20 protein-coding genes and 1 riboswitch are annotated in these 24,717 nt (G+C 67.3%); of the genes, 15 read left to right on the forward strand and 5 right to left on the reverse strand.

Annotation, left to right across the window (positions count from 1 at the left end; all coding sequences use genetic code 11):
* The first annotated feature begins 41 nt into the window (after positions 1–41).
* From L6D89_RS19655 to L6D89_RS19725, 15 genes are all read left to right on the forward strand, one after another.
* The gene (locus L6D89_RS19655) at positions 42–968 is read left to right on the forward strand and encodes a bile acid:sodium symporter family protein (RefSeq protein ID WP_236200863.1); all 927 of its coding nucleotides are present in this window, start codon (positions 42–44) and stop codon (positions 966–968) included.
* A complete protein-coding gene (locus L6D89_RS19660; protein ID WP_236173292.1) occupies positions 965–1,708 on the forward strand; it encodes a sulfite exporter TauE/SafE family protein in 744 nt (247 codons plus the stop codon). The genes L6D89_RS19655 and L6D89_RS19660 overlap by 4 nt, the downstream gene beginning before the upstream one ends.
* Complete coding sequence (locus L6D89_RS19665; protein ID WP_236200864.1) at positions 1,705–3,498, forward strand: N-acyl-D-amino-acid deacylase family protein; 1,794 nt, start codon at positions 1,705–1,707, stop codon at positions 3,496–3,498. The genes L6D89_RS19660 and L6D89_RS19665 overlap by 4 nt, the downstream gene beginning before the upstream one ends.
* 213 nt (positions 3,499–3,711) lie before the next feature.
* On the forward strand, positions 3,712–3,852 hold the full coding sequence (locus tag L6D89_RS19670; protein ID WP_236173294.1) for a hypothetical protein: 141 nt from the start codon (positions 3,712–3,714) through the stop codon (positions 3,850–3,852).
* 125 nt (positions 3,853–3,977) lie between these two features.
* Complete coding sequence (locus tag L6D89_RS19675) at positions 3,978–5,147, forward strand: MFS transporter (RefSeq protein ID WP_236200865.1); 1,170 nt, start codon at positions 3,978–3,980, stop codon at positions 5,145–5,147.
* A gap of 223 nt (positions 5,148–5,370) precedes the next feature.
* A riboswitch (guanidine-I (ykkC/yxkD leader) is annotated at positions 5,371–5,473 on the forward strand.
* Between the two features lie 44 nt (positions 5,474–5,517).
* Positions 5,518–6,525, forward strand: a complete 1,008-nt coding sequence (locus tag L6D89_RS19680) for an ABC transporter substrate-binding protein (RefSeq protein WP_236200866.1) — start codon at positions 5,518–5,520, stop codon at positions 6,523–6,525.
* Positions 6,526–6,578: 53 nt separating this feature from the next.
* Positions 6,579–7,601: a fatty acid desaturase family protein gene (locus L6D89_RS19685; protein WP_236200867.1), complete on the forward strand. Its 1,023-nt coding sequence runs from the start codon at positions 6,579–6,581 to the stop codon at positions 7,599–7,601.
* Between the two features lie 2 nt (positions 7,602–7,603).
* On the forward strand, positions 7,604–8,377 hold the full coding sequence (locus L6D89_RS19690) for an SDR family NAD(P)-dependent oxidoreductase (RefSeq protein WP_236200868.1): 774 nt from the start codon (positions 7,604–7,606) through the stop codon (positions 8,375–8,377).
* Complete coding sequence (locus tag L6D89_RS19695; protein WP_236200869.1) at positions 8,377–9,126, forward strand: SDR family NAD(P)-dependent oxidoreductase; 750 nt, start codon at positions 8,377–8,379, stop codon at positions 9,124–9,126. The genes L6D89_RS19690 and L6D89_RS19695 overlap by 1 nt, the downstream gene beginning before the upstream one ends.
* A complete protein-coding gene (locus L6D89_RS19700; RefSeq protein WP_236200870.1) occupies positions 9,126–10,001 on the forward strand; it encodes a DMT family transporter in 876 nt (291 codons plus the stop codon). The genes L6D89_RS19695 and L6D89_RS19700 overlap by 1 nt, the downstream gene beginning before the upstream one ends.
* The gene (locus L6D89_RS19705; protein WP_236200871.1) at positions 9,998–10,762 is read left to right on the forward strand and encodes a creatininase; all 765 of its coding nucleotides are present in this window, start codon (positions 9,998–10,000) and stop codon (positions 10,760–10,762) included. Before L6D89_RS19700 ends, L6D89_RS19705 begins: the two co-directional genes overlap by 4 nt.
* On the forward strand, positions 10,759–11,397 hold the full coding sequence (locus L6D89_RS19710; protein ID WP_276574816.1) for a cysteine hydrolase family protein: 639 nt from the start codon (positions 10,759–10,761) through the stop codon (positions 11,395–11,397). The genes L6D89_RS19705 and L6D89_RS19710 overlap by 4 nt, the downstream gene beginning before the upstream one ends.
* Positions 11,385–12,152 (forward strand): hypothetical protein, encoded by a 768-nt coding sequence (locus L6D89_RS19715; RefSeq protein WP_236200872.1) that lies wholly within the window; start codon positions 11,385–11,387, stop codon positions 12,150–12,152. Before L6D89_RS19710 ends, L6D89_RS19715 begins: the two co-directional genes overlap by 13 nt.
* On the forward strand, positions 12,149–12,979 hold the full coding sequence (locus L6D89_RS19720) for an ABC transporter permease (protein WP_236200873.1): 831 nt from the start codon (positions 12,149–12,151) through the stop codon (positions 12,977–12,979). The genes L6D89_RS19715 and L6D89_RS19720 overlap by 4 nt, the downstream gene beginning before the upstream one ends.
* Before the next feature lie 5 nt (positions 12,980–12,984).
* The gene (locus L6D89_RS19725) at positions 12,985–13,830 is read left to right on the forward strand and encodes an ABC transporter ATP-binding protein (protein ID WP_236200874.1); all 846 of its coding nucleotides are present in this window, start codon (positions 12,985–12,987) and stop codon (positions 13,828–13,830) included.
* A gap of 201 nt (positions 13,831–14,031) precedes the next feature.
* Here L6D89_RS19725 and putA read toward each other — a convergent pair whose 3' ends face one another.
* The 5 genes from putA to L6D89_RS19750 form a co-directional block, all read right to left on the reverse strand.
* Positions 14,032–17,967: a trifunctional transcriptional regulator/proline dehydrogenase/L-glutamate gamma-semialdehyde dehydrogenase gene (putA, locus tag L6D89_RS19730; protein WP_236200875.1), complete on the reverse strand. Its 3,936-nt coding sequence runs from the start codon at positions 17,965–17,967 to the stop codon at positions 14,032–14,034.
* A 511-nt stretch (positions 17,968–18,478) separates the two neighbouring features.
* Positions 18,479–19,663 (reverse strand): hybrid sensor histidine kinase/response regulator, encoded by a 1,185-nt coding sequence (locus L6D89_RS19735; protein ID WP_236200876.1) that lies wholly within the window; start codon positions 19,661–19,663, stop codon positions 18,479–18,481.
* Complete coding sequence (locus L6D89_RS19740) at positions 19,653–20,264, reverse strand: chemotaxis protein CheB (protein ID WP_236200877.1); 612 nt, start codon at positions 20,262–20,264, stop codon at positions 19,653–19,655. The genes L6D89_RS19735 and L6D89_RS19740 overlap by 11 nt, the downstream gene beginning before the upstream one ends.
* Positions 20,261–21,079, reverse strand: a complete 819-nt coding sequence (locus L6D89_RS19745) for a CheR family methyltransferase (protein ID WP_236200878.1) — start codon at positions 21,077–21,079, stop codon at positions 20,261–20,263. The genes L6D89_RS19740 and L6D89_RS19745 overlap by 4 nt, the downstream gene beginning before the upstream one ends.
* 1 nt (position 21,080) lies before the next feature.
* The gene (locus L6D89_RS19750; RefSeq protein WP_236200879.1) at positions 21,081–24,554 is read right to left on the reverse strand and encodes a response regulator; all 3,474 of its coding nucleotides are present in this window, start codon (positions 24,552–24,554) and stop codon (positions 21,081–21,083) included.
* Between the last annotated feature and the right edge of the window lie 163 nt (positions 24,555–24,717).

Here is a 24,717-nt window from a genome sequence, read left to right on the forward strand (position 1 = left end):
CCGTTCGTCATTCCCCACCTTCACGCTGTGGGGGAACGGTAATGCCTGAAGTCCATCTCGAATTCTCCGGCGGCTCGATGATCGCGCTGAACGCCATCATCGCCCTGATGATGTTCGGCGTCTCGCTGGAACTGCGCCGCGACGACTTCACCCGCATCCTGCGCCAGCCCAAGGCTCCAGTGATCGGCATGCTGGTGCAATTCCTGCTGCTGCCCGCCGCCACCTGCCTGCTGACCATCCTCCTGCCCATCGACCCGGAACTGGCGCTGGGCATGCTCCTGGTCGCCACCTGCCCCAGCGGCACCTTCTCCAACATCATGACCTGGATGGCCCGCGGCAACGTTGCCGTGTCAGCCAGCGTCACGGCGGTGTCAGGCCTCAGCGCCGGCCTCTTCACGCCGCTGAACTTCGCCCTCTACGCCGGCCTCAACCCGGCGACCCGCGATCGCCTCACGCAGATCCACATCGACCCGCTGGAACTGGTGGGCGTGGTGGTACTGGTGCTGATCCTGCCGATGCTGCTGGGCATGGCCCTGGGCAAGCACAAACCACAGCTGGCGCGGCGCCTGGAAAAGCCCATGCGGCAATTGTCGCTGCTGGTGATGCTGGGCTTCGTCGGCATGGCCTTCGCCAAGAACTTCCAGCAGTTCATCGCCTACTTCCACCTGTTCTTCTGGCTGGTGCTGCTGCTCAACGGCACCGCGCTGCTGCTCGGTTACACCTGCGCACGACTGTGGAAGCTGCCGGACGCCGACGTGCGCGCCGTGACCCTGGAAAGCGGCATCCACAATTCCGCGCTGGGCATGGCGCTGATCCTCACCTTCTTCCCGCAGGCCGGCGGCATGCTGCTGATCGCGGCCTTCTGGGGTTGCTGGCAGCTGTTCTCCGGCTTGCTCCTGGCGCAATGGTGGGCCCGCCGCGAGCCGCGTGACAGTGGTGTCGCGGCAGCGCACGGAGCAGGCCGGTGAACGCCCCCGCTATCGCCCTCGGCGGTTTCATCCTGCTGGCCTACACCCTGGAAGCCATCACCGGCTTCGGCAGCGTGGTGATCGCCCTGTCGCTCGGCGCGCTGCTGCTGCCCATCGAGACGCTGCTGCCGGTGCTGGTGCCGCTGAACATCGGCATGACCGGCTACCTGTGCTGGCGCCACCATCGCCTGATCGATACCCACCTGCTGCTGCGCACCGTGCTGCCGGGCATGCTGGTCGGCATGCTGATCGGCTACCTGCTGTTGCCGCACCTGGACCCACTCCCCCTGAAGCGCGGCCTCGGCGTGCTGATCCTGTGGTTCGCCGGGCGTGAACTGTGGCGGCTGCGCGCTGGCGCGCCGACACGCGCACAGACACCGAACTGGGTGGTACGCCTGGCCACTGGCGCCGCAGGCATCTGCCACGGCCTGTTCGCCTCGGGCGGCCCTCTGCTGGTCTATGCCCTGGCGACTCGATCGCTGGACAAGACCCGCCTGCGCGCGACCCTGGTCTGCGTCTGGTTCACCCTCAACGGCCTGCTGACCCTGGCTTTCCTTTTCGACGGCCGCCTGCGCCCGGCGCTACCCCAGGTGCTCGCCTACGCCCCCCTGCTGCTGCTCGGCGTGTGGCTCGGCGAGCGCCTGCACCAGCGCTTCGAGGAACGCCACTTCCGCCTCGCCATCCACTGCCTGCTGCTGGTCAGCGGCGTCCTCCTGCTGTCGCCCTGGAGTCTCCTGTGAGCTACGACATCATCATCAAGAACGGCCTCTACTTCGACGGCAGCGACGCCCCCGGCAGCCTGCGCCACGTTGGCATCAAGGACGGTCGGATCGACACCCTGAGCGTCAGCCCGCTGGACGAAAACGGCTGCGCAGAAGTCATCGACGCCAGCGGCCGCTGGGTCACCCCGGGCTTCCTGGAGATCCACTCGCACTACGACGCCGAAGCCATCGCCGCCCCGGCGCTGAAGGAATCGGTGCGCCACGGTGTGACCACCGTGTCCGTCGGCTCCTGCTCGATCAGCATGGTGCTGGGCGAGGCCGAGGACTGTTCCGACCTGTTCACCCGCGTGGAAGCCGTGCCGCGCGAGCAGGTGCTGCCGATCCTGCGCGACAAGCGCACCTGGAAGGACGCCAAGGGCTATCGCGCCTTCTACGACCAGCAGCCGCTGGGGCCGAACCTTTGCTCGTTCCTCGGCCACTCCGAGCTGCGCGTCACGGTGATGGGCCTGCAGCGCGCCATCAGCGGAGCCAAGCCCAGCGAAGCCGAACTGCAACGCATGGAAGAACTGCTGGAGCAGGCGCTGGATGCCGGCTGTTTCGGCCTTTCGGTGATGACCACGCGCCTGGACAAGATGGATGGCGACCGCGCCTGGTCCAGCCCGCTGCCTTCTACCTTCGCCAGCTGGAAGGAGTTCTCCCGCCTGTTCGCCGTGCTGCGCCGGCGCAACGCGCTGATGCAGGGCGCGCCCAACGCGGTCACCAAGATCAACGTGTTCGCCTTCCTCTACCAGGCCCACGGCTGGTTCCGCCGGCCGCTGAAGTGCTCGATGCTCACCGCGCTGGATCTCAAGTCGCAGCCGTTCATGCACCGCATCACCCGTGCCTCGGGCTGGGTCGCCAACCGCCTGCTGCGCGGCCGCTACCGCTGGCAGACCCTGCCGGCGCCTTTCGTGGTGCGCATCGAGGGGCTGAACATGAACGGCTTCGAGGAGTTCGGCGCCGGCGAAGTGCTGCGCGACATCAAGGACCCGGAAGAGCTCTACACGCGCATCCAGGACCCGGCCTTCCGCGAGCGCTTCAAGAAAGACATCAAGGCCACCCTCAGCCTCGGCCTGTGGCACCGCAACCTGTCCGACTGCTGGGTGCGCGAGTGCCCCGACGCCTCGCTGGTCGGGCGCAATTTCGAGGACATCGGCCGCGAGCGCGGGCTGGACCCGGTGGACGCCTTCTTCGAGCTGGCCGGCCAGTACCGCAATGACCTCAAGTGGACCACCTGCTACGGCAACCACCGCCCGGAGATCATGGGCAAGCTGCTGGCCAGCCCCTGGACCCAGCCGGGCTTCGCCGACTCCGGTGCGCACCTGGCCTCCCACGCCCAGTACAACTTCCCGCTGCGCATGCTCAAGTACGTGCGCGATGCCGAACTGGCCGGGCGCAGCTTCATGGATACCGGCCGTGCGGTGCACCGCCTGACCGGCGAGCTGGCGGATTTCGCCGGGATCGACGCCGGCTACATCCGCGTCGGCGACCGTGCTGACCTGGTGGTGGTCAACCCGGCCGGGCTGACCGACGAGCTGGACGACGTCTGCGAGGCACCGATGGAAGTGATCGGCCTGACGCGGCTGGTGAAGCGCAACGACGATGCGGTGGAGGCCACGCTGATCAATGGCCGCGTGGCGTATCGGCGTGAAAGCGGCTTCCCCGAAGCGCTGGGCAAGGAACGCGTGTTCGGCACGTTCCTGCCAGGGCGCGATGTGCTGAGCAGGCCGCAGGAGGTGTCGGCAGGCAGCCCGGTTTACGGTCGCTGATCACGGCTGCACCCTTGTAGGATGGGTGGAGCGCAGCGATACCCATGCTGCCGGCACACAGCCTTGATGGGTATCGCTGCGCTCCACACCATCCTACGCAAAGGTTTCCTGGTGACGATGCGCATGGCTGACCGCGCGGCGGGCCGAGATTGACGCTCTGACGCGCACTCTCTAGAGTGCGCGTTTTCCTACCTCCTGTGCTGCACCCGTACCATGACCCCGTTCTGCCGCTTCGCCGATTCTTCGCTCGCCCTCCTGCGGGAGCCTCCGCGCGTGCGCAAGGTCGATGCCGTGCTGAACCTGCGTCGCAGCGTGCTCTTCGCCTTCACCTTCTCCCCGCCCGTCGGCCTCTGAGCCGGACGCCGCGCGCCTTCGCGCCGGTCATTCCGCATTTCGACTGCGCCCACCGGTGAATCCCGGCGGGCTCGTTTGCATTGGCATGCCCAGCCGCTTGAGCGCCCGGGCAAGAGAAGGTTTCCATGAATACCCCGACCACCCTCAACAAGCCCCTGCTGGCGGTGCTGCTGTTCGCCGTTTCCATCGTCGGCCTGAGCCTGGGCGCCACCCTGCCGCTGGTGGCGCTGCGCCTGCTGGACAACGGCGCCAGCGCGTTGCAGATCGGCATTCTCTCCGCCGTACCGGCGGCCGGCATGATACTCGCCGCCACCCTGGTCGACCGCGCCTGCCAACTGATGAGCCGGCGTCGCCTGTACCTGCTGTGCTTCGTGCTGTGCACGGCAAGCACCGCGGCCATCGAGTTCAGCAGCCATTCGCTGTGGCTGCTGGCCGCCGCGCGCCTGGCGCTGGGGGTCGGCATGGGCATCGCGATCATCCTCGGCGAGGCCTGGGTCAACGAGCTGTGCGGCGAGCACAACCGCGGCACCATCGTGGCGCTGTACGCCACCAGCTTCACCGCCTTCCAGCTGCTCGGCCCGACCCTGGTGGCGCTGCTCGGCGCGCAGACGCCGTGGGTGGTGCTGCTGGTCAGCGCCGGGCATCTGGTCGCCCTGGCCACCGTGGCCTTCGCCATGCCCGAGGACGGTATCCACGAGCACGTCGAGGAGCCGCGCAGTTTCTCCCTCGCCGGCTTCCTGCGGGTAGCGCCGGCGCTGTGCATGGGCGTGCTGTTCTTCTCCTTCTTCGACAGCGTGGTGCTGTCGCTCTTCCCCGTGTACGCCTCCAGCCACGGCTACGCGGTGGGCATCGCCGCGTTCATGGCGACGGTGATCCTGCTCGGCGACATGCTCTTCCAGATGCCGCTGGGCTGGCTCTCCGACCGCCTCGACCGCTCCAGCCTGCACCTGCTGTGCGGCGTGGCAGCCATGCTGATCGGCCTCGCCCTGCCCTGGCTGATCGGCCAGCCATCGCTGCTGTGGCCGGCGCTGATGGTGCTCGGCGCGGTGGCCGGTGGCGTCTACACCCTGGCGCTGGTGCTGATCGGCCAGCGCTTCCGCGGCCGCGACCTGGTTACCGCCAACGCCGCCGCCGGCATGCTCTGGGGCGTCGGCAGCCTGCTTGGCCCCCTGCTCAGCGGCAGCCTGATGGACCTCGGCCCGCAAGGCGTCCCCGTGGCCCTGGCGCTGGCCGCCGGCCTGTTCGTCGCCACCGCGGCCGCCTCGCTGCGCCGCGCCAGCGTACGCACCGCCTGATGCCTCAATAGAAGGCAAGGCGCATCGACTTGGTGCCGCCGCGCACAAGGCCAGCACCCGCTCGCCACTGGGGATTTCAGCTAAGCGGTTGAAATCCCCAGTGGTTTTTCCGCTTCGCGAAAACTGGCATTTCAATTGCTCTGTCCCCTGCAACGGGATGCATCGCCCACGGCAAGGTAGCCACCGGGTGAGCGAACGCTGCAAGGCACACACTGGAGTTGCACCACAGGCGAACTAGGGTTCCGGTCTCCGTGAGGGGATGTCTGGTCCGAGAGTTTTCCGGCCCTAGGGACAGGGCTACACGGCGGGAGAAAAGCCCGGGAGACGTGATGTCATCCCGTGCCGATTTCCAACCGTTAGGAGCAATGCCATGACCATGCCGCTTTCCCTGCGTTCCCTGCGCAAGACCCTGCTCGGTGCCTGTCTGGTTGCTGCCGCCGGGGTCGTACCGCTGACTCTGCAAGCCGCCGAGAAGCTCAAGATCGGCACCGTCGTCTGGGCCGGTTACGCGCCCTTCTATGTCGCCGACAAGCTTGACCTGTACAAGCCCCACGGCCTCAAGGTGGAGCTGCAGTTCTTCAACGATCCCGCCCTGATCCCCACCGCCATGACCGGCGGCGCGCTGGATGGCGGCATGCTCACCTACGACCAGGTGGTCGGCGGCGTCGCCAAGGGCCAGCCGTACCGCGCGGTAATGCCCATCGACTTCTCCAACGGCGGCGACGCCATCGTCGCGGACAAGTCGATCAAGTCGGTCGCCGACTTCAAGGGCAAAAAGATCGGCTTCAACCCGCTGTCACCCTCCGACTTCCTGCTCGCCTACGCGCTCAAGAGCCACGGCCTGAGCGACAAGGACATCAACCCGGTGAACATGACGCCCGAAGGCATCCCCGGCGCCATGGCCTCGGGCAGCCTGCCGGTGGGCGTGACCTACGAACCCAACGTCTCGCAGATCCTCGGCATGCCCGGCGACAAGTTCCACGTCGTGTATTCGTCGAAGGACGCACCGGGCCTGATCACCGACGTGCTGGTGTTCAACCAGGCAATCATCGGCAAACGCCAGAAGGCGATCAGCGCGATGATCCAGGGCTACGCCGACGGCCTGGCCTACATGAAGGCGCACCCGGACGAGTCCGCCGAAATCATCGGCAAGGTGCTGGGCGTCAGCGCCGCCGAGGCCAAGGAGCAGATGGCCGGGGTCTACAACATCCCGCTGGCGGAGATGGGCAAGAACTTCGAGAAGTCCGACGCCACCAGCTCCTTCTTCGGCAGCGGCGCGGTGATCGCCCAACTGCTCAAGGACAACAGCCAGATCCCGGCGATCCCCGACCTCGCCCAGACCTTCGACGCGCAATTCGTCCAGGCCCTCGCCCAGTAAGACGCTCAGCCACCGCTCCCGCCAGGACGGCGGGAGCGCTCACGGAGGTATCCATGTCCGCGTCCCTGTACCGCTACGCCGATGGCCGGCTGCCCAACAGCCTGGCCCTGGCCTATGCCTTTGGCGGCTATGCCGCCGGCTTCGCCCTGCTGTTCGCCGACAGCTGGCTGCTCAACGCCGCCGGCACCCTGCTGCTGGGCCACGCGATGATCGTCGCGGCCTACCTGATCCACGAATTCGCCCACGGCACCATCTTCGCCAAGCCGGCGCACAACACCTGGGCCGGCGAGGCCTGCAGCTGGCTCTGTGGCAGTTGCTACGCCGGGTTCCAGGACCTGCGCCGCAAGCACATGCGCCACCACGTCGACCGCGCCGACGTGATCACCTTCGACACCAAGGCCTTCCTCGCCCACTGCCCGCGCTGGGCGCGCAGCCTGGTGCTGGCCGCCGAATGGGCCTACGTGCCGGCGGTGGAGCTGATCATGCATTACTACGTGATCCTGCTGCCCTTCATCACCGACAACCCGCGCCACCGCGCCAACCGCCGCCGGGTGGCGCTGACCCTGCTGGTACGCGGCGCACTGTTCGGCCTGGTTGCGGCGGTGTCGTTCAAGGCGCTGGTGCTGTACTTCGTCGCCTGGACGCTGATGATCATCGTGCTGCGCTTCACCGACGCCTACCAGCACACCTACGACGCCTTCGCGGTACTGGAGGACGGCGGCAAGATCCCCGACGACAAGTCCCGCGACCGCACCTACGAGCAGATGAACACCTACTCCAACGTGGTCTCGGTGCGTTGGCCGGTGCTCGACCTGCTGCTGCTCAACTTCGCCTACCACAACGCCCACCACGAGAAGCCCGTGGCGCCCTGGTACCGCCTGCGCAAACTGCACCACGAGCTGTATGGCGACGGCTACGCCCAGGTTCTGCCGATGCACCTGCTGTTCAAGGGCTTCCATCGGCACCGCTTGCGCCGCGTGGTCGACGACCACTACGGCGAGGTGGCGCCCGAGGGCAAGGACCGCGCCGAAGGCTTCTACGGCGCCGTGGGCGTCTCCTTCCTGACGGCGGTCTGAGCATGATCGACTACCGGGGCAAACGCGTGCTCATCACCGGTGCCGGAAGCGGCATCGGCAAGGGCCTGGCGCGGGCATTCGCCGAACAGGGCGCGACGCTGGAGCTGCTGGATCGCAACGCCGCTGCACTGGCAGCAGTTGTCGAGGAACTGGCAGCGCTGAGCGATGTGCGCAGCCACGCCCTGGACCTGGGCGACAGCGCGGCCATCGCCGGATTTGTCGCACTCCGCGGAGGCGCACCGCTGGACGTGCTGATCAACAACGCCGGCGTCGAGTACGCCACGCCGCTGGACGACCCGGATGGCGAAGCGGACAGCCGCTGGCAGGCGCTGCTGGACAACAACGTCGCCTCGATGCTGCGCCTGACCCGCGCCCTGCTGCCGAGCCTCAAGGCCGGCAGCAGCGTGATCAACCAGGCTTCGATCTGGGGCCTGAAGGGCGTGCCGGGCTTTTCCGCCTATGTCGCCAGCAAGCACGCGGTGATCGGCCTGACCCGCGCGTTGGCGTGGGAACTCGGGCCACGGCGCATCCGCGTCAACGCCGTGTGCCCCGGCTGGATCGCCACCGAGGCGGCCATGCGCTCGCTCGCGGTGATGGCCACCGCCAACGGTCGCAGCGAAACCGAGGAACTGGCGCAGATCCTTGCCGCCCAGGCGGTCCCGGAACTGCTCACACCGACGGACCTGGCCGGCACCTTCCTGTTCCTCGGCAGCCCGCTGGCGGCCGCCCTCACCGGCCAGGCGCTGTCGGTCAGCCATGGCGAGGTCATGCACTGATGAAACCGCTCGAAGGACAGACCGCGCTGGTCACCGGCGCCACCCAGGGTATCGGCCGCGCCACTGCCCTGGCGCTGGCGGGAGCCGGTGCGACGGTATGGATCAACCACCTCGACCAGGCCGAAGCCGCCAGCGCGCTGGCGGCGCGCATCGCCGCCGCGGGCGGACGCGCCTGTGCGGTGCAGGCCGACGTTGCCGTGCCGCCGCAGGTAGAAGACATGTTCGCCCGCGTGCTTGCCGAGGGCGACCTGCACATCCTGGTGAACAACGCCGGGATCATGCTGGAGAAACCCTTCCTGGACACCAGCGAAGACGACTGGGCCACGCTGCTCGGTGTCGACCTCACCGCGGTCTACCGCTGCTGCCGGCATGCCCTGGCGCACATGCAGGCGCGGGGCAGCGGCAGCATCGTCAATATTGCTTCGGAACTCGGCCAGCTCGGCCGCGAGCGTTACGCCGCCTACTGCGCGGCCAAGGCCGGGGTGATCGGGCTGACCAAGGCGCTGGCCCGCGAGTTCGCCCCGCACCTGCGCATCAACGGCGTGGCGCCGGGGCCGGTGGACACGCCGATGGTCTCGGTGGAGCACATGAGCGAAGCGATGATCGCCCGCGAGACGGCGATTCCCGCCGGGCGCCTGGGCAAGCCCGAGGAAATCGCTGCTGCCGTGCTGTTCCTCGTCTCGCCCGAAGCGAGTTTCTTCCATGGGCAGATACTCGGCGCCAATGGCGGCGCCTGGATGGGCGCCTGATGCGCGCGGAAATCATCCTGCTGCTGGGCGCCGCCATCTGGGGTCTGGGCTGGATGCCACTGGCGCACTTCGCCGGGCAGGGTCTCGCCGGCATGCCGCTGGTGCTCTGCACCTACGGGCTGCTCTGCGCGCTGGCCGTGCCACTGGTGCTGAACCAGCGCCGGCAATGGTGGCCGCAGCGCAGTGCCCTGCTCGCTATCTGCCTGTTTGGCGGCTGGGCGACGGCCGGGCTGGTAGCGGCATTGTCCGAGGGTGACGTGGTGCGCGCCATGCTGCTGTTCTACCTGGCGCCGGTATGGGGCCTGCTCGGCGGCCGCCTGCTGTTCGGCGAACGGCTGACGCCTGCGCGGCTCGGCGCGCTGGCGCTGGCCATGCTCGGCATCGCCCTGACCCTGGGTATCAGTCACGAAACCTTCCGCCCGCTGGCCGCCAGCGACTGGCTGGCGCTCTCCGCCGGCTTCGCCTTCGCCCTCAACAACCTGGCCACCCGCGCCGCCGAACAGGTGCCGCTGGCGAGCAAGGCGGTAGTCGGCTTCATCGGCAGCGCCGCGCTGGGTGGGCTGTTCTGCCTGCTGCAAGGCACGCCGCTGCCCGCCGTCGATGCCCAGCAATGGTTGCAACTGGCCGCCTTCGGCCTGTTCTGGCTGGCCGCCATGGGCGCCGCGCAATACGGCTTCAGCCACGTCGAGGCGAGCCGCGCCGCGGTGCTGGTGGTGATCGAACTGCTGGTCGCCGTGCTCACCGCCGCCTGGTTCGGCGAGCGCGAACTGGGCCTGCGCGAATGGCTCGGCGGCTCCCTGGTCCTGGCCGCGGCGCTGATCGCCGCGCGCCCTTCTCCCGAACTTCCCCCCACTCTCTGCGAGGCCGAATCATGACTGTCCGGATGGACCAGCTCAGCTGGGTCGAGTACGCGCGCCGGGTGCGCGAGCAATCCCCTGTGGTCTTCCTGCCCTGCGGCGCCACCGAGCAGCACGGCCCGCACCTGCCGCTGGGCACCGATGCGCTGCTGGCCAGCGCGCTGTGCGAAGACGTTGCCCGGCAGGTCGACGGGCTGGTCGCGCCCGCGCTCTCCTACGGCTACAAGTCGCAGCCCAAGTGCGGCGGCGGCCAGCATTTCTGCGGCACCACCAGCCTCGACGGGCAGACGCTGATTGCGCTGGTGCGCGATGCCGTGCGCGAGTTCGCCCGCCACGGCGTGACCCGCCTGGTACTGGTGGACGGCCATTATGAAAACCAGTGGTTCGTCACCGAAGGCATCCAGCTCGCCCTGCGCGAACTGGGCACCAGCAGCCCTCTTGAAGTGATGCGCCTGGAGCATTGGGACTTCTGCAGCGAGTCCACACTCAGCGAGGTCTTCCCCGACGGTTTCCCCGGCTTCGCCCTGGAGCACGCGGCGGTGATCGAGACCTCGCTGATGCTGCACTACCTGCCCAATCTCGTGCGCCTGGACCTGATCCCCGACGATGGCCCCGCCGACTTCCCGCCCTACGACATGTACCCCAGCCGCACCGAGTGGGTGCCGCCGTCGGGCGTGCTCTCCTCGGCGCGCGGCTCCAGCGCCGACAAGGGCCTGCGCATGGCCCGCGACATCGTCGGCGGCATTGCCGATGCCGTGCGCAAGGAGTTCCGCCTGTGAGCACTGCGCTGATCGTCATCGACATGCAGCGCGACTTCTGCGCCCCCGGCGGCTACGCCGACCAGGCCGGGCTGGACATCGACCGCCTGCGCGCACCGATTCCGGCCATCTCCCGGCTGCTGGACAGCGCCCGCAGCCTTGGCCTGCTGGTGGTGCATACCCGCGAAGGGCACCGCGCCGACCTCAGCGACCTGCACGCCAGCAAGCGCCACCGCGCCGAATTCGCCGGCGCGCCGATCGGCCACCAGGGCCCGCTGGGCCGCCTGCTGGTGCGCGGCGAGTACGGCCACGACCTGATCGATGAACTGCGCCCGCTGCCCGGCGAACCGGTGGTGGACAAGCCCGGCTACAGCGCCTTCGCCTACACCGACCTGGACCTGCTGCTGCGCAGCCGCGGCATCGGCCACCTGGTACTGTGCGGAGTGACCACCGAAGTCTGCGTTTCCTCCACCCTGCGCGCGGCGGTGGAACTGGGCTATGCCTGTACCCTGGTGGGTGACGCCTGCGGCTCGCCCAGCGCCGAACTGCACGCCGCCGCCCTGGCGATGGTCGAGGTGGAAGGCGGGCTGTTCGGCCGGGTGCTGGACAGCCGCAGCGTACTCGTCGAATGGGAGGAAAACGCATGCCTGGCCTGAATACTTCCCCGGTGCCGCCCGCCTATCTCGGCGTCTGGCAACGCACCCTGCTGACCACCACGGCCGGCGGTCGCGACACCAGCACCCGCGTCTACTGGCTGCAGACCGAGCGCCTGTTCGCCGACCTGCGCATTCCCCTGCCGGCGCCGCAGTCATCCGCCGAGCTGGCCACTCAGGCGGGATTTGCCGGCATCACCGAGATCACCGGCGAAACTTGCCAGTGGCACCGGGCAATCGACTTCCAGCCGCCCAATGGCGGCGAGGACATCGGCCGCATGCACTTCGTAAACAGCGAGAAACTGCTGGAAGACGGCCTGGATGGCAGTTACCACGAAGTCTGGGAGCGCCTGCCGGAATCCATCGGACGCAATCGCGGCGTGTGGTTGAGCGCCGCCGACGGCAGGCAGGGTTGCCTGCTGCTGGCGGGTGACTGCTTCCTGTTCGCCGCCGGACGTCGCCAGGCATTGCCGATGGCCGACTCACTAGCCGCCCTGCTGGACGGTGACCACCCGGAGTTGCTGGATTTCGAGCTGTCATTCGGGCGCCACCACGGTGGCGAAACGCCCTGGAAGATCGAACTCTCCACCCTGCCCGCGCGCATCGGCGCCGCGCTGCTGCCCGCCACGGCCGGCCCCGACCACCCCGAGCTGCTGCGCGACGCCAGCTGGATCAACAGCCTCGGCGCCGCGCCGCCCGCCGGTGGCTGGCAACCCTGCGAGCTACCGCTGTTCCCTGATGAGGAGGTGACGCCATGACCGCCCACCAACCCCTGCCGCGCCCAGTGGCGCAACCTGCCCGCCAGCGCTGGTGGGTGATTCGCGGCGACCTGCCGCGCGGCGCCGTCTGGGCACTGGCCGGCGCTGGCCTGCTGCTGCCCGTGGCGCTCTGGTGGGCTTGCGGCGCCTTGGGGCTGACCAACCCGATGTTCTTCCCCAGCCCCGACGCCGTACTCGCACGCCTGGGCCACTGGTGGAGCGACGAAGGCCTGGTCGGCGATATCGCCATCAGCGTCTACCGGGTCATGGGCGGCTTCCTCGCCTCGGCAGTGATCGCCCTGCCCATCGGCCTGTACATCGGCACCTATCGCCCGGTGCAGGCGTTCCTCGAACCGCTCACCGACTTCATCCGCTACATGCCGGCGGTGGCGTTCATCCCCCTGGTGATGCTCTGGGTCGGCATCGACGAAGGCTCCAAGGTGCTGATCATCTTCATCGGCACCTTCTTCCAGATGGTGCTGATGGTCGCCGAGGACGTGCGCCGGGTGCCCATGGCGCAGATCGAGGCAGCGCAGACCATGGGCGCCAACCGCGCGGAAATCATCAAGCTGGTGGTGCTGCCCTCGGCGCGCCCGGCGCTACTGGACACCCTGCGCATCACCTGCGGCTGGGCCTGGACCTACCTTGTCGTGGCCGAACTGGTGGCCGCCAACTCGGGCCTCGGCTACGCCATCCTCAAGGCGCAGCGCTACATGCAGACCGACAAGATCTTCGCCGGCATCCTGCTGATCGGCGTCATCGGCCTGCTCACCGACCAGGCGTTCCGCTGGCTCGGCCGAGTGGCCTTTCCCTGGATGAAGAGGTAAGCCTGATGAGCCAGAACAAGATCGCCATTCGCCACGTCGACAAGGTCTTCAGCAGCCAGGGCCGCCAGGTGCAGGCGCTGCAGGACGTGAACCTGGACATCCGCGCCAACGAGTTCGTCACCTTCGTCGGCGCCTCGGGCTGTGGCAAGTCCACCCTGCTGCGCAGCATCGGCGGGCTGGAGCGCCACAGCGGCGGGGAAATCCTCGTCGACGGCCGCGCCGTGGACGGCCCCGGCATCGACCGCGCCATGGTCTTCCAGCACTACAGCCTGTATCCCTGGCTGAAGGTGATGGACAACATCAAGTTCTGCCGGCGGCTCAAGGTGGTCTCCGACACCGTGCGCGGCGACGCCGACGTGGAGGTCGCCAGCGGCCGCGCCGATGCGCTGCTCAACCTGATGGGCCTGTCGGCCTTCGCCCAGGCCTACCCCAGCCAGCTTTCCGGCGGCATGCAGCAACGCGTGGCGATTGCCCGCGCGCTGATGCCCAAGCCACAGATACTGCTGATGGACGAGCCCTTCGGCGCGCTGGACGCGCAGACCCGCGAGGTGATGCACGACCTGATCCGCCACGTGCACCGGCTGGAGAACAGCACCATCCTGTTCGTCACCCATGACGTCGACGAGGCCATCTACCTGGGCGGCCGCGTGGTGCTGATGGCCCCGCGCCCCGGACGCATCGACAGCGTCTACGAGGTGCCGCTGCCCGCCGAGCGCAATCAGGACATGAAGATGGCTGCGGAATTCATCGCGCTGAAGAAGCAGATCCTCGCGCGCATCCGCGAGACCTCGGGCATGAGTACCGACCTGGAACTGCTGGAGCAGCTGACCCGTACCGCGGCGCCGGCCTGAACCTGGAGGAAGGGGAAGCGGCGGAGCGGGTAGCTCCGCCGTTGTGCCGGGCGTGGTGCCCGAAACGGATTGCGCAGAACGCGCGAGGGGAACGGCCTGCCGGGAGCGGGTAGCCCCACCCGAAGGCTGGCAGGCCGGATGGCCGCAGGAGCGGCCGAATGCTTGCCGCAAGCGCCCGGACAGGCGCTTGCGGCATCGACGTCAGCCGATGGTCATCAGGCTGGCGTTGCCGCCGGCGGCAGCGGTGTTGACGCTCAGGGCACGCTCGATCAGCAGGCGCTCCAGCGGGATATCGGTTTCCCCGCGGTTCAGCCCGGTGACGCCGACGATGGCGCCCTTGCGCTGGCTGGCCAGCTCGCAGACTGCACGCAGCTGATCGGAATCGCCGTGGTGCAGGATCGCGTCGAACACTTTGTCGGTGCTGCTCCAGTCGGCGACCAGCTCGATGCGCTGGGCGACTTCCTTCGGCAGTTCCTTCACCACCGCCGCGTTGGACTCGGCAACCAGCGCACGGCTGCCTACCGCGAGCACGGCTGCCAGCTGCGCGAGCAGGTCGGCGCGGTCTTCGGCCAGGCAAAGCACGTGCTCACGCGGCAACAGGGTGTAGCTGTTGCGCTCGCCGGTCGGGCCGGTCAGCAACTGCTGGGTGAAGCTCTGCGACAGCGCGACGTAGCCGGCCAGCTGCGCTGCCAGGACGGTGTCCTTCTGCGCCCACTGGGCGAGTGCTTCCACGGCCTTCTCGGCATCCTTCGGACGCGGCAGTGCTTGCGCGCCGTCGCCCTTGAGCTGGTTGGCCACCGCCTCCTGCGGACGGGTCGACAGCAGGCGGTACAGGTACAGCGGGCCGCCGGCCTTGGGACCGGTGCCGGACAGACCTTCACCACCGAACGGCTGCACGCCGACCACGGCGCCGACCACGTTGCGGTTGACGTAGAGGTTGCCGACATGGGCCGTGCCAACGACCTGGGCGATGGTCTCGTCGATGCGGGTATGCACGCCGAGGGTCAGGCCGTAGCCGGATTCGTTGATCTGCGCGAGCAACTGGTCCAGTTCGGCACGCTGGTAACGCACCACGTGCAGCACCGGGCCGAAGATTTCGCGCTTGAGCTCGCTGAAGCTCTCCAGCTCGATCAGGGTCGGCACGACGAAGGTGCCGCGCTTGATTTCCTCGGCATCCACGCGGGCGCTCTGGAATACCTTGCGGCCTTTGTCGCGCATCACCTGGATGTGCTTGTCGATGTTGCCCTTGGCTTCCTCGTCGATCACCGGGCCGATATCGGTGTGCAGGCGCTCCGGCGCACCGACGCGGTATTCCGCCATGGCGCCCTTGAGCATCTGTATCACGCGGTCGGCAGCGTCTTCCTGCACGCACAGCACGCGCAGCGCGGAGCAGCGCTGGCCGGCACTGTCGAAGGCGGAGTTGACCACGTCCACCACCACCTGCTCGGCCAGCGCCGAGGAGTCGACGATCATCGCGTTGAGGCCGCCGGTTTCGGCGATCAGCGGGATGGTGCGGCCCTGGGCGTCGAGGCGACCAGCGATGTTGCGCTGGAGGATGCCGGCCACTTCGGTGGAACCGGTGAACATCACGCCACGCACGCGCTCGTCGCCGACCAGACGGGCGCCGACGGTTTCGCCACGGCCCGGCAGCAGTTGCACGGCCCCTGCGGGTACGCCGGCTTCCAGCAGGATGCGCACGGCTTGCGCGGCGATCAGCGGGGTCTGCTCGGCGGGCTTGGCCAGCACGGTGTTGCCGGCGGCCAGGGCGGCGGCTACCTGGCCGCTGAAGATCGCCAGCGGGAAGTTCCACGGGCTGATGCACACCACCGGGCCCAGCGGGCGGTGGCTGTCGTTGGCGAAGTGGGTGCTGGCCTGGGCGCCGTAGTAGCGCAGGAAGTCCACCGCCTCGCGCACTTCGGCGATGGCGTTGGCGAAGGTCTTGCCCGATTCGCGCACCAGCACGCCCATCAGCGACTGGATCTCGGCTTCCATCAGGTCGGCGGCGCGCATCAGGATGGCACCGCGCTCGGACGGCTGGGTCGATTGCCAGATCTGCGCACTGGACAGCGCGCCGAGTATGGCGTTGTTCACGTCGGCCTCGCTGGCCTCACGCACGTGGCCGACCACATCGCGCAGGTCGGCCGGGTTGCGCACCGGCTGCGCCTCGCCCGGCGCGGCATCGGCCAGACCCAGCATTGGCTCGGCGACATAGGCCTGGTTGGTGCTCGACAGCAGCGCCGAGGACAGCGAACCCAGGCGGTGTTCGTTGGCCAGGTCGATGCCGGCGGAGTTCAGCCGGGCATCGCCATAGAGGTCACGCGGCAGCGCAATGCGCGGGTGCGGCAGGCCCAGGGTGCCTTCCTGCGCGGCCATCTGCTCGACCTGCAGGACCGGGTCCAGCACCAGGTCCTGCAGGGAGATGCTGTGGTCGGCAATGCGGTTGACGAAGGAGGTGTTGGCGCCGTTTTCCAGCAGGCGGCGCACCAGGTACGCCAGCAGAGTTTCGTGGCTGCCCACCGGTGCATAGATGCGGCACGGGCGGTTGAACTTGCCGTCGGCAACCTTGCCCACCACCTGCTCGTACAGCGGCTCGCCCATGCCGTGCAGGCACTGGAATTCGTACTGGCCCGGGTAGTAGTTCTGCCCGGCCAACTGGTAGATGGCCGACAGCGAGTGGGCGTTGTGGGTGGCGAACTGCGGGTAGATGGCTTCCGGCACGGCCAGCAGCTTGCGCGCGCAGGCCAGGTAGGAGACGTCGGTGTAAGGCTTGCGGGTGTAGACCGGGTAGCCTTCCAGGCCGTTGACCTGGGCCAGCTTGATCTCGCTGTCCCAGTAGGCGCCCTTCACCAGGCGGATCATCAGGCGGTGGCGGCTGCGCTTGGCCAGGTCGATGATGTAGTCGATCACGTATGGGCAGCGCTTCTGGTAGGCCTGGATGACGAAGCCGATGCCGTTCCAACCGGCGAGGCTCGGCTCGAAGCACAGGCGCTCGAGCAGGTCGAGGGAGATTTCCAGGCGGTCGGCTTCCTCGGCGTCGATGTTGATGCCGATGTCGTAGTCGCGGGCCATCTTCACCAGGCCGAGCACGGTCGGGTACAGCTCGTCCATTACGCGGTCGTACTGGGCGCGGCTGTAGCGCGGGTGCAGCGCGGAAAGCTTGATCGAGATGCCCGGGCCTTCGTAGATGCCGCGGCCGTGGGAAGCCTTGCCGATGGCATGAATCGCCTGCTCGTAGGACGCCAGGTAGCGCTTGGCGTCCTCGTCGGTCAGCGCGGCTTCGCCGAGCATGTCGTAGGAGTAGCGGAAGCCGCGGGATTCCATGTTGGCCGCATTGGCCAGGGCTTCGGCGATGGTCTCGCCGGTGACGAACTGCTCGCCCATCAGGCGCATGGCCATGTCCACGCCCTTGCGGATCAGCGGCTCGCCGGACTTGCCGATGATGCGGTTGAGCGCCGAGGACATGCCCGCTTCGGTGTGGGTCGAGACCAGCTTGCCGGTGATCAGCAGGCCCCAGGAAGCGGCGTTGACGAACATCGACGGGCTCTGGCCGAGGTGCTGGCTCCAGTTGCCGTTACTGATCTTGTCGCGGATCAGCGCGTCACGGGTGGCCTTGTCCGGGATGCGCAGCAGCGCCTCGGCCAGGCACATCAGCGCCACACCTTCCTGGGAAGACAGCGAGAACTCCTGCAGCAGACCCTGCACCAGGCCCTGGCGGCCACCGGCGTTCTTCTGGTTGCGCAGCTTCTCGGCGATGCCCAGGGCCATCTTGCTGGCGGCGCCGGCCTGCTCTTTCGGCAGGCGGGCCAGGTCCAGCAGCATCGGCAGCGCTTCGGTTTCCGGGCGGCGATAGGCGGCGGTGATGGCCGCGCGCAGCACGGATTGCGGGAGGATGCTTTCGGCGAAATCGAGGAACACCTGCAACCCTTGTTCGTTCAGCGCGTCCAGCGACTCTTCGCCCGCTGCCGCGGCCAGACCGGACTGTTCAGCCGGCGTGAGACCGCCTTCCACCTGCTCCAGGTAGGAGAAGATGGCCTGCTTGATCAGCCAGTGCGGGGTACGGTCGAGTTGCTGGGCAGCCAGCTTGAGGCGCTCGCGGGTGGCGTCGTCGAGCTTCACGCCAAGGGTGGTGGTGGCCATGGGGCTTCCTGTTGTTAGAAGGTGTGCCTGAAAATCGGCGAAAGGTTATACCGCCGAATCGCAAGGTGCAACCAGGTGCAACCCAATAAAAACAAGCCTTTGGTCGTACGCGCGAATCCGGTGCAACCGGTGACATTTCCCACACGGGGCGCTACCAAACGGAGCACGGCCAGAGGCTGGGCCCGCCGCAACCCTTGAAGGCCGGGCGGGCATCAGGAAGAAAGCAGTGTTCATGCCAGCAGGAGGAAAAGGTGCAACCCGCGCGATGGGAAAGCCGGCTGGACGTAGGAGCGGGCTTTGTCCGCGATCGTTTCATCGCGGCGCCAGGCATCGAAGCTGCCGATTCGACATCGCGGACAGAGTCCGCTCCTACGAGATACCTCTGCGCTTGGGCCATCCCTCACCCTAGCCCTCTCCCTCTGGGAGAGGGCTGGGGTGAGGGGAAAGCATCGGCACGGGCTTCCCGAGAAAGACAGTTGCTCCTACAGGGAAACGTCAGAGCCGAAACGACTCACTCCAGCGGCAGGTAGATGCAGAACTCCGCGCCCTGCCCCGGCTCGCTGCGCACCTCGATGCGGCCGCCGTGGGCCTGGACGATCTGCTCGGAGATATACAGCCCCAATCCCAGCCCGGCGACGCGGGCCGCGCCGGCGCCGCGTTCGAACTGCTGGAAGATGCGCCGCTGTTCGTCGGCGCCGATACCGTCGCCATGGTCGCGCACGCAGAGCTGCGCCTGGCCCTGCTGCAGCGCAACGCTCACTTGCACTGGCCGGCCGGGACCGTAGCGCAGGGCATTGCTGACCAGGTTGCTGATCACCTGTTCCACGCGGTAGGCGTCCCACACCCCTTCCACCACCTCCGGCGCCTCGAGGCTCACCTCGCAGCCCGCGGCCTGGGCCTGCACCGAGAAATTGCCGAGGACACGCCGGGCGATTTCCGCGAGGTTGGCCACCTCCGGGCGAATGGACAGCTTGCCGGTGCGGATGCGCGACACGTCGAGCATGTCCTCGATCAGCCGGGTCAGCCCGGTGAGCTGGCGCTCGTCACGCTCGAACAGCACGCCAAGGCGCTCCTCGGCGAAGTGCTCCAGCTTACCCTTGGCCAGGTGCAACCGGCGCAGTTGGGTATCCAGCATCAGCCCATTGAGCGGCGTGCGCAGCTCGTGGGAAACGATCGACATGAAGTCGTCGCGCATCTTCACCGCGCGCTGCAGCTCCACCTGGGTTTCGCGCAACTCGGCGAGCAACGCGTCCTGCTCGGTACGTGCCTGCTCCAGCGCTTCCAGTTGGCGGTCGAGCACCTTGCGCTGGCGGTAGAGGTCGACGAAGACGTTGACCTTGCTGCGCACCGCATGGTTGTCCAGCGGCTTGTAGAGGAAGTCCACCGCGCCGCTCTCGTAGCCCTTGAAGGCGTAGTTCAGCTCGCGCCCGGCGGCGGTGACGAAGACGATGGGGATGTTCTTGGTGCGCTCGGTGCCGCGCATCAGCTCGGCCAGGGCAAAACCATCCATGCCCGGCATCTGCACGTCGAGGATGGCCAGGGCGAACTCGTGTTCCAGCAGCAGCGACAACGCCTCGTCCGCCGAGGAGGCCTTGAACACTTCGCGGCCCTCGCCCTTGATCAACGCTTCCAGCGCCAGGAGGTTCTCCGGCAGGTCGTCGACGATCAGCAGTTTGCTTCCCTGGTTACGCAACATGTTGGGTGCCCATTCGGGTCAGGAGCGCGTGAATTTCACGCAGCCGAAGAATGTGGTCCGGGGCGTGGAGTGCAATGGCCGCCTCCGGCATGGTGGACACGGCGGCTTCGGCCGGGTCCTGGACGATACTCAGCCCGCCCTGGCGCTGGATGCGCGCCAGGCCCTCGGCACCATCCTGGTTGGCGCCGGTCAGCAGGATGCCGACCAGGGCCTCGCGGTACGCGTCGGAGGCCGAGTCGAACAGAATGTCGATCGAGGGCCGGGAGAAGTTCCTCGGCGCCTCGCGGCTCAGGGCAAAGGTGCGCTCCTGCTCGATGGACAGGTGGTACCCGGCGGCGGCGAAGTACAGCGTGCCCGCCTCCACCGGCGCCTTGTCGCGGGCCTCTTTCACCGGGATCGCCAGGCGCCTGGCGAACAGGTCCACCAGCTGGCTCTCGTGGTTTTCCGGCAGATGCAGCACGGCCACCATGGGCAGGCCGAAGTCCGCCGGCAACCCGCCGAACAGCTGGAACAGCGCATCCACGCCGCCCGCCGAGGCACCAATGACCACGGCCTGCACCGTTCTCTGCACCTTTCCCTGCAAATCCCGCTGCGTACTCATCGCTTGCGAAACACCCGTTCGCGGCGGTTCACCACCTCGAACTCCGCGGCGAAGTCGGTGAAATCGAGGCTTTCCTTGCTGCCCAGGCCGAGGAAGCCCCGGTGGCACAGCGATTCGTGGAACAGGCCGATGGCGCGGTTCTGCAACTGCCGGTTGAAATAGATCAGCACGTTGCGGCAGGAGATCAGGTGCGTCTCGGAAAACACGCTGTCGGTGGCCAGGCTGTGATCGGCGAAGGTCACGTTGGCACGCAGCAGCTTGTCGAACAGCGCGCCGTCGTAGGCGGCCGTGTAATAGTCCGAGAGCGAGCCCTTGCCGCCGGCGGCACGGTAGTTCTCGCTGGCCTGGGCCAGATCGTCGACCGCATAGATGCCGCGCTGCGCCTGTTCCAGCGAGCGCGGATTGATGTCGGTGGCATAGATCAGCGTGCGCTCCAGCAGACCTTCCTCGTGCAGCAGGATGGCCAGCGAATGCACCTCTTCACCAGTGCTGCACCCCGCCACCCACAGACGCAGCGACGGATAGGTACGCAGCACCGGCACCACTTCCTGGCGCAGCGCAAGGAAGTAGCTGGGATCGCGAAACAGCTCGCTCACCGAGATGGTGAGGTACTGCAGCAGCTCATGGAAGGCATGTGGGTCGTGCAGGATGCGCTCCTGCAAGGCGGAGATGCTGCGGCACTCGAACAGTTTGGTGGCATGCAATACACGACGCTTCAGCGAGGTGCCGGAGTAGTCGCGGAAGTCGTAGCTGTACTTCAGGTAGATCGCCTCGATCAGGAGGGGCAGCTCGATATCCTGGCTGCGATCAGGCATGTCAGATGCGCTCCAGCTTCGGTAACCAGACACGGATCAGGGAGAACAGGCGGTCCAGGTCGATGGGCTTGGCCAGGTAGTCGTTGGCACCGGCGCGCAGGCACAGCTCGTGGTCGTCCTTCATCGCCTTGGCGGTGACCGCCAGGATCGGCAGCTTCTTCCAGCGCGCGTCCTGGCGGATCAGGCGGGTCGCCTCGTAGCCATCCATCTCCGGCATCATCACGTCCATCAGCACCAGGTCAATGTCGCCGACCGCGTCGAGTTTCTCGATGGCCTCGCGGCCGTTGCGCGCCACTTCCACCCGTGCGCCCTTGTGCTCCAGGGCGCTGGTGAGGGCAAAGATGTTGCGCACGTCGTCGTCCACCAGCAGGATGCGCCGCTCCTCGAAGGCCCGGTCGCGGTTGCGCGAGGTGCGCAGCATGCGCTGGCGCTCGCTGGAAAGCTGCGACTCGACCTTGTGCAGGAACAGCGTCACCTCGTCCAGCAGGCGCTCCGGCGAACGCGCGCCCTTGATGATGATCGAGCGCGAGTACTTGAGCAGCTCGGCCTCTTCGTCGCGGGTCAGGTTGCGCCCGGTGTAGACGATCACCGGCGGGAACGAGCAGATGTCTTCCTCGCCCATGCGCCGCAGCAGCTCGTTGCCCTGCATGTCCGGCAGCTTGAGGTCGATGATCATGCAGTCGTAGATGTTCCGGCGCAGCAGCTCCAGGGCCTGCTCGCCCTGCTCCACCGCCGTGATCTCGATGTCGTCGTCACCGATCAGGCGCGAGACACTGTCGCGCTGCAGCGGGTCGTCTTCCACCAGGAGGATGCGCTTGACCTCCTGGGTCAGCTTGGCCTCCAGCTTGCCGAAGACTTCGCGCAGTTGCTCGCGGGTGGTCGGTTTCAATGCATAGCCGATCGCCCCCAGATGCAGGGCCGCTTCGCTGCGGTCCTCCACCGACACCACGTGCACCGGGACATGGCGGGTGCGCGGATTGGCCTTCAGGCGCTGCAGCACGGCGAGGCCGGACTCATCGGGCAGGTGCATGTCCAGCAGGATGGCGTCGGGAGCGTGCTCGTCGGCCAGGCGCAGGCCTTCCTCGGCGCCCATGGCCACCAGGCAGCGATAGCCCAGTTCACGGGCCAGGTCGTAGAGGATGCGGGCGAATTTCGGCTCGTCCTCCACCACCAGCACGCAGCGCTGGCCGACACTGGCCTGCTCGCGGTCGTCGGCGAAGGTCGCAGCGGCTGGCGCCCGCACCACCGGCGGAGCAACCGGAGCGGCGCTGGCGACGATCGGCGCAGGCGTGCTGACCGCAGTGTCCTCGACCGGTGCCTGGTAGTTCAGTGGCAACAGCAGGCTGAAGACGCTGCCTTTGCCCGGCTCGCTGCTGACGATAATGCTGCCGCCCAGCAGATGCGCCAGGTCGCGGGAAATCGACAGGCCCAGACCAGTACCGCCGTAGCGGCGATTGGTGGCGCCATCGGCCTGCTGGAAGGCTTCGAAGATACGCTGCAGCTGGTCCTCGGCGATGCCGATACCGCTATCGCGCACGTCGAAGCGCAGGCCCTCGGGCGCCGCACTCACGTGCAGGGAAACTTCGCCGGCATCGGTGAACTTGAGGGCATTGGACAGCAGGTTCTTGAGGATCTGCTCGACTCGCTGGCGATCACTGAACAGCAGCGCCGGCGCGTCTTCGGCAACGTCGGCAACGAAGCGCAGGCGCTTGTCGTCGGCCTGCGGGCGGAACATGCTTTCCACCGCCTCCACCAGACGCCGCACGCTGGCATTTTCCGGGCGCACCTCCAGCTTGCCGGCCTCCACCTTGGAGATGTCGAGGATATCGTTGATCAGGTTGAGCAGGTCGTTGCCGGCGCCGTAGATCGACTCGGCGAACTTCACTTGTTCCTCATCGAGGTTGCCCTGTTCGTTGTCCGCCAGCAGGCGCGCCAGGATCAGCGAGCTGTTGAGCGGCGTCCGCAGTTCGTGGGACATGTTGGCGAGGAACTCGGACTTGTAGCGGCTGGCCCGCTGCAGTTCGTCGGCGCGGCCCTGCAGGTCCAGGCGCGCCTGGTTCAGCTCGGTGTTCTTGGTGTCCAGGTCATCACGCTGGGCGGCCAGTTCCTGGGTCTGCTCGGCGAGGCGTTCGTTGGTCTGCTCCAGCTCGGCCTGCTGGGCCTCCAGGTGCGCCTGGGACTCCTTGAGCACCCGCGATTGCTCTTCCAGCTCCTCGTTGGCGGTCTTCAGCTCTTCCTGCTGCACCTGCAGCTCTTCGTTGAGCTGCTGGGTCTCCGCCAGCAGGTCCTGCAGGCGCTGGCGATGCAGCGCGGCGGCGACCGCGCTGCCGAGCGTTTCGGCGACGCCCTGGAGGAACGCCTGCTCGCGCTCGCTCAGCACCCGCAGGAAGCCCAGCTCCAGCACCCCGACCACGCCACCCTCGTTGAGCAGCGGCAGCAGCGCCACACTCACCGGCGAACCGTTGCCCAGCGCCGAGTTGACCTTCAGGTAGTCGGCCGGCAAGCCCTCCATCACCCGCAGCTTGCGTTGCCGGGCAGCCTGGGCGATCAGGCTTTCGTCGGCGGCGAAGTACTCCACGCCATCCACTTCGCGGGCGAAGCCGAAGGTGGCGCCGCGCAGCAGGCCGCCATGGTCGTCACGCACGTACAGTGCTCCGATGGGCGAGCCGACGAATTCACCGAGGAACTCCATCAGGCTGCGCCCCAGCAACGGCAGCGATTGCTGGCCGATCAACTGGTCGCCCAGGCGGCTCTGACCATCACGCAGCCATGCCTGCTGCTGCAGCTGTTCGTTATGCAGCACCTGGCGACGCAGGGACTCGGCATACGACTCGGACAGGCTGACCAGTTGCCGGCGGCCGAAATACGCCAGCAACGTGCCGACCACGATGCTGAAGACCAGGTAGAGAATGACCACGCCGGTGGAAAGGCTGGAGGCGAACTGGTTGCGGTCGTGGCGCAGTTGCTGCTCGGTGTTGATCAGCGAGGCGTACTGCGCACGGATCGCATCCATCATGCTCTTGCCGCGCCCGGCCTTGATGGCGTCGGAGGTGTCCTGGCCCTGGCGGCGCAACTCGATCATCTGCTGGGCGAAGGTCATCCACTCGTCCTGCATCGAGGTCAGGCGCGAAACCCGCTCCACCTGCGGCGGGTTGTCGGCGACCAGTTCCGACAGGCTCTTGAGCCCGGCGTTGATGCGTGGCCGCGCCTGTTCCAGCGGTTCGAGGAAGCGCGCATCGCCGGTGATCAGGAAGCCGCGCAGGCCACTCTCCTGGTCCACGCTGAGGCGCTGCATCTCGTTGGCGCTGGAGATCACCCGATCGGTGTGCTCGACCCAGCCCAGCACGTCGAGCATGTAGAGAATCAGGCCGATGAACAGCACCGCCCCCAGCAAACAGATGCCCAACGGCAGCGCCATGTTGCGCGCGAGGATGCGGCGGAAGGCGCTTTCGTCGGCGACGACTTTCTGGTTCATCGATGGATTCCCTGCTGCGGTCCTTCCCTGGAAGCGATCGGCCGGTGTAGCGGCTATAACGACGGAAGCCAGGTAAGTATTTGAAGTTATTGTAAGAACGTTCTTAAAACAGCATAAATAATAACGTGAAGCGCTGTAGGCTACACACCGGCTGGCCAATTGA

Source organism: Pseudomonas pseudonitroreducens, assembly GCF_021603645.1.
Classification (GTDB): Bacteria; Pseudomonadota; Gammaproteobacteria; order Pseudomonadales; family Pseudomonadaceae; genus Pseudomonas; species Pseudomonas pseudonitroreducens.